The 4,986-nt window shown below is 75.5% G+C and carries 6 protein-coding genes; 3 read left to right on the top strand and 3 right to left on the bottom strand.

What is annotated here, in order from left to right; genetic code table 11:
• Positions 1-387: 387 nt before the first annotated feature.
• Together E1291_RS39055 and E1291_RS39050 are read left to right on the top strand one after the other, a co-directional pair.
• A complete protein-coding gene (locus tag E1291_RS39055; protein ID WP_131743057.1) occupies positions 388-957 on the top strand; it encodes a M48 metallopeptidase family protein in 570 nt (189 codons plus the stop codon).
• Positions 954-1,658 (top strand): hypothetical protein, encoded by a 705-nt coding sequence (locus E1291_RS39050; RefSeq protein WP_207401186.1) that lies wholly within the window; start codon positions 954-956, stop codon positions 1,656-1,658. Before E1291_RS39055 ends, E1291_RS39050 begins: the two co-directional genes overlap by 4 nt.
• A 17-nt stretch (positions 1,659-1,675) precedes the next feature.
• On the opposite strand, the gene E1291_RS39045 is transcribed toward E1291_RS39050, so the two are convergent.
• The 3 genes from E1291_RS39045 to E1291_RS39040 are packed head-to-tail and all read right to left on the bottom strand — an operon-like array spanning position 1,676 to position 3,842.
• Positions 1,676-2,254, bottom strand: a complete 579-nt coding sequence (locus E1291_RS39045; protein ID WP_131743056.1) for an NUDIX hydrolase — start codon at positions 2,252-2,254, stop codon at positions 1,676-1,678.
• Entirely contained in the window at positions 2,251-2,403 is a 153-nt protein-coding gene (locus E1291_RS42840; protein ID WP_165495512.1) for a hypothetical protein, read from the bottom strand. Before E1291_RS42840 ends, E1291_RS39045 begins: the two co-directional genes overlap by 4 nt.
• Positions 2,404-2,423: 20 nt before the next feature.
• On the bottom strand, positions 2,424-3,842 hold the full coding sequence (locus E1291_RS39040; protein WP_131743055.1) for a zinc-dependent metalloprotease: 1,419 nt from the start codon (positions 3,840-3,842) through the stop codon (positions 2,424-2,426).
• 89 nt (positions 3,843-3,931) lie between these two features.
• Here E1291_RS39040 and E1291_RS39035 point away from each other — a divergent pair.
• A partial coding sequence (locus tag E1291_RS39035; protein WP_131743054.1) for an NAD-dependent epimerase/dehydratase family protein occupies positions 3,932-4,986 on the top strand: 1,055 nt, incomplete at its 3' end.

The raw sequence follows: 4,986 nt of genomic DNA, 5'->3' as shown, positions 1-4,986 counted from the left end.
CGGCCCGCCGCCCGTCGGGCGGCGGGTCGCAGCGCACGCCCCGCCAGGCGTCCCGCGACGGCTCCGGCCGCCCCGGAGCCGAGCCGCCCGGCCATCGAACGCGGTCCCGGCGCCGGCCGCCGCTTTGTGTGCAACATCACGAGTCCCCCTGCGCGTCGATCGTCACTCTATGTACCCGAGTGAATGCAAAGAGAAGCGCTCGGGTTCTGGAGAGCACGGAGAATTGCGCCTTCCAAGGTTGTGGAAACCCCATGGAGACTGGGGAAAACATGCCGGTTGACCTGGGGTAACGTCAAACACCCCCTGTGGAGGGCGCAAATTTTTGGGTACGGTTCTGGCGTGCCCCCTAACGTTGAGGTCCGCCGCAGCAACCGACGCCGGCGGACGGTGTCCGCATACCGAGACGGGGACAAGGTGGTGGTGATGGTCCCGTCCAGGCTGAGCAAGGCCGAAGAGGAACAGTGGATCGCCACCATCCTGGAGCGGCTCGCCGAGCGGGAACGGCGGCGCCGTCCCTCGGACGCCGACCTGGAGTCCCGGGCCCGCGAGCTGTCCAGGCGGTACCTGGACGGCCGCGCCGACCCCGTCAGTGTCCGCTGGGTCGCCAACCAGCGCACCCGCTGGGGCTCGTGCACCCCCGACGACGGCACGATCCGGCTGTCCACCCGGCTGCGCGGGATGCCCGCCTGGGTCGTCGACTACGTCCTGGTCCACGAGCTGGCGCACCTGCTCATCCCCGGGCACGGCGCCGACTTCTGGGAGCTGGTCGGCAACTATCCCAAGGCCGACCGGGCCCGCGGGTACCTGGAGGGCGTCGCCGCGGCGGCGCACCTGCCGCTGGAGGCCGACGCCCCCGCCGAGCCCGGCCCCGCCGAGGACCTGCACCGGGGCGACGACCTGCACCATGTCGACGGGCTGCACCCCGGGGGCGAGTACCCCCGCGAGGCCGCCGGGTGACCGCACCCGGTTCCACGGATCCCGGCCCGGAGACCGCGACCCGCTACGCCGCCGTGCTGTCGGTTCCCGCCGCCGCCCCGCAGGCCCCGCCCGGCGTCGATCCCGCCGAGTTCCGCCTGGCCCTGCTGGAGGACACCTACGAGGTGGTCGCCGGACTGCGGCGGGCGTCGTCCGCGCTGGTCCTGGACCCGCCCGACCAGCCCGACGCCGAGGCCGTCACCTGGCCGGGCACGCCGATCATTCGCGCCCGGGGCCTCGCCGCCGCCTTCGCGGCCCTGCACGCCCTCGGCGCGGGGGAGGCCGCGCTCGTCGCCCCGGACGCCCCCGACCTGCCGCCGCTGCTGATCGGCAAGCTCTTCCGCGCGCTCGGCTCCGCCCCGGCCGCCGCCTGCCGCGACGTCCGCGGCGACGGCCTGGTCGCCCTCGCCGCCCGGCTGCCCCTGCCCGGCTGGCTGGCCGCCGTCCTCGACGGCACGGACGCCGCCGCCCGCGCGGGCACCGCGAGCATGGGCGCCGTCGATCTCGAGGTTCCCGACGCGCTGGCCCGGCTGCGCGCCGCCGCGCCCCGGCCCGGACTGGTGCCGCAGGGCCCCGCCTGGCACCGGATCCGCTCCGCCGCCGACATCCGGCTGCTCGACCCCGGCCTGGAAGGCTGGGAGAACACCCGCGCCCTGCTCGAAGGTCACCCGCTCGGCACCTGACCGCGCTCGCGCGGATCTCAGCGGGACACCGCCCGGGCCACGAGGGACCGGACGGCGTCGTCGGCCTGCTCCGGCAGCCCGTCCACGGAGAACCAGGCCAGATCGTCGGACTCGTCGCTCACCGCGTGCCGGGCGCCCGCCGGGGCGATCGCGACGTACTGGACGTCGAGGTGCCAGGTGCCCTGCGGATGGCAGCGCACCGCGTGCCGGTCGAGCTGCACGGGCCCCGGCAGGAGGCGCAGCCCGTCGATGCCCGACTCCTCCGCCGCCTCCCGCAGCGCCGCGTCCGCCAGCGTCGCGTCGCCGCGCTCGCAGTGCCCGCCCAGCTGGAGCCACGCCTTGACCTTGGCGTGCAGGGTCAGCAGGACGCGGGAACGCGAGGCGTCCAGCACCGCCGTGCTCGCGGTGACGTGCCCTGCGGCGCACTCCCGCCAGAGCCCGTCGGCCGGATGCTCCTCCAGATGGCGGAGGAAATCCCGGCGAAGCCCCTCCTGGGCGGCGTCCGGCGCCCGCCAGGACTCCAGGACCCGGACGGCGTCGGCGTACAGCGACGCGGGCCCGGTCGCGCGCGCCCCGGTCGCCTGGGACCCGGTCACGCGGGGCCGACGCGCGGATACCGCGAGTTGGCCGGATGGCGGCGGCGCCGCTCCTGGTCGCTCGGCCGGTGCCAGCACAGGCCGGACCGCGCGATCCGGCGCCTGATCACGTTCGTGGACGAGCCGGGCTCGTACCGGCAGCCGCTCACGCGCTGCGGGCGCGCCCGTCTCACGAGCGCGGGCCCGCGTCGTCGCCGTCCTCGCCGTTCCCGTCCTCGCCGTTCCCGTGCTCGTCGCCGTCCTCGTCGCGGGAGCCGTCCGCCTCCGCGGATCCGCCGTCCCGCGCGGACCCGTCCGGCCCCTTGGTCAGCTTGGACAGGTCCAGGTCGGACAGGCCGCCGATCTCCTCGCGGCCGTGCACGAACCCGTCGGGGTCGTCCAGGTCGGCGGCGGTCGGCAGCAGGTCGGGGTGCTCCCAGATCGCGTCCCGGCCCTGGACGCCGCGCTCGCGGGTCAGCGAGCGCCACAGCGTCGCGGCCTCGCGCAGCCGCCGCGGCCGCAGCTCCAGCCCGACCAGCGTCGCGAACGTCCGCTCGGCGGGACCGCCGGTGGCGCGGCGCCGCCGCACCGCCTCGGCCAGCTTCACCGAACCGGGCAGCCGCCCCTCGGCGACCTCGTTCACCACCGTGTCGACCCAGCCCTCGACCAGGGCCAGCGTCGTCTCCAGCCGGGCCAGCGCCGCCTTCTGCCGCGGCGTCTCCTCCGGCTGGAGCTGGAGCTCCTCGCCGAGCGCCTCCTGGATGGCCTCGGGGTTGCTCAGATCCAGCCCCTGGACGGCCTTCTCGATGCCCGACAGATCGACGGTGATCCCGCGCGCGTACTCCTCCACCGCGCCCAGCAGATGCGCCCGCAGCCACGGCACGTGCGCGAACAGCCGCTGGTGGGCGGCCTCGCGCAGCGCCAGGTACAGCCGCACCTCGTCGCCCGACACCTCCAGGCCCGCGCCGAACGCCTCGACCCCGGCGGGCAGCAGCGCGCCGACGCCGTCGGGCGCCAGCGGCAGGCCCACGTCCGCCGATCCGGTCACCTCGCGGGCCAGCGCGCCGAGCGCCTGCCCGGCCTGACCGCCGACCATCGCCCCGGCCATCTGCCGGACCATCCCGATCAGCGGGCCGGCCATCGCCTGCATGTCGGCGGGGATCTCGCCGCCGCCGAGCGCCCCGCCCATGGACTCCACCATCCGGGCCGCGACCGGGTCGCACACCTTCGCCCACACGGGCAGCGTCTGCTCGATCCACTCCGAGCGGCTCCACGCCTTCGGCGCGCGGATGCCCGCGGGCAGCGTCGTGCCCTCGTCCAGCCACAGGTCGGCCAGCCGCAGCGCCTCCTCGACCTGGCGCCGCTCGGCGTCCACGATCGACGGGTCGCCCTGCTCGGCGACCGCGTGCCGGGCGATGTTCTTGGCCAGATCCCAGTTCAGCGGCCCGCCGCCGGCGCCGCCCGCCCCCTGCCCGCCGATCATGTCGGCGAAGCGGTGCAGCATGTCGGCGAACTGCGCCATGTCGCCGCCCATGCCCTTGAATGGATCCTGGGGACGGTCGTCGTCGCCGTCACCGGGACGGTTGAAGCCGAAGGGAGTGTCACTCATCGGTTTGCCCCTGGGATGCATGATGGGCTCATATCCGCAACGTTAGCCGGTCCCGGCAAGGTCGCGTACTCAAGGAAGGGGGCACCCCCGTGGCAACGGGCAAGGTTCGCCCTCGGCGTAGCAAGGGCCCGGTCGTCGCCGTCACCGGCGCGGCCTCCGGGGCGGGGCGGCTGCTGGCCGCCCGGCTCGCCGAACGGCAAGAGATCCGCAAGGTCGTCGCCATCGACGGGCACCGTGGCGACGTGCCCGGCGCGACGTGGCGCGTGGTGGACATCCGGGATCCGCTGCTGTCCAACCGGCTCTCCGACGTGGACGTGATCGTCAACCTCGACATCGAGCAGTCCCCGGACGCCGACCCCCGCGACCGGCGCACCCACAACGTCCGGGGCGCGCAGACCGTGGTCACCGCGGCCGCCGCCGCGCGCGTCCGCCGTGTGGTGCTGGTCACCAGCGCCATGGTGTACGGCGCGGAACCCGGCAACCCGCTGCCCCTGCCGGAGGACGCGCCGCTCGGCGCCGAGGCCAACGCCAGCATCGCCGGGGACTACCTGGAGATGGAGGAGCTGGCCGCGACGGCGCCGCTCACCCACCCCGGCCTGGAGATCACCGTCGTGCGTCCCGCCGCGCTGGCCGGGCCCGGCGTCGACACCGTCGTCACCCGGCACTTCGAGGCGCCCCGGCTGCTGTCGGTCAAGGGCAGCACGCCCGGCTGGCAGTTCTGCCACGTGGAGGACCTCGCGTCCGCGCTGGAGGTCGTGGTCATCGAGGACGTGCCCGGCCCGGTCGCCGTCGGCTGCGAAGGCTGGCTCGGCCCCGACGAGGTGACCGAGATCACCGGCAAGCGCAGCTTCGAGCTGCCCGCCGCGCTCACCTTCGGGATGGCCCAGCGGCTCCACCGGCTCGGCATGACCCCGGCGCCCGCCACCGACCTGCACTACGTCGCCTATCCCTGGGTGGTGGACTGCGCGCGGCTGCGCGCCGCGGGCTGGAAGCCCGGCCACGACAACGCCGCGGCGCTGCGCGCGGTCATGGAGGAGACCGCGGGACGGCACGCGGTCGTCGGCCGCCGCGTCGGCGGCAAGGAGGCCACCATGGCCACCGCCGCGGGCGCCACCGTCGCCGCGATCGGCGCGGCCGCGGCGAT

This window comes from Actinomadura roseirufa, assembly GCF_900659635.1.
Classification (GTDB): Bacteria; Actinomycetota; Actinomycetes; order Streptosporangiales; family Streptosporangiaceae; genus Spirillospora; species Spirillospora roseirufa.
This window is presented reverse-complemented; position numbering and strand designations above follow the sequence as displayed.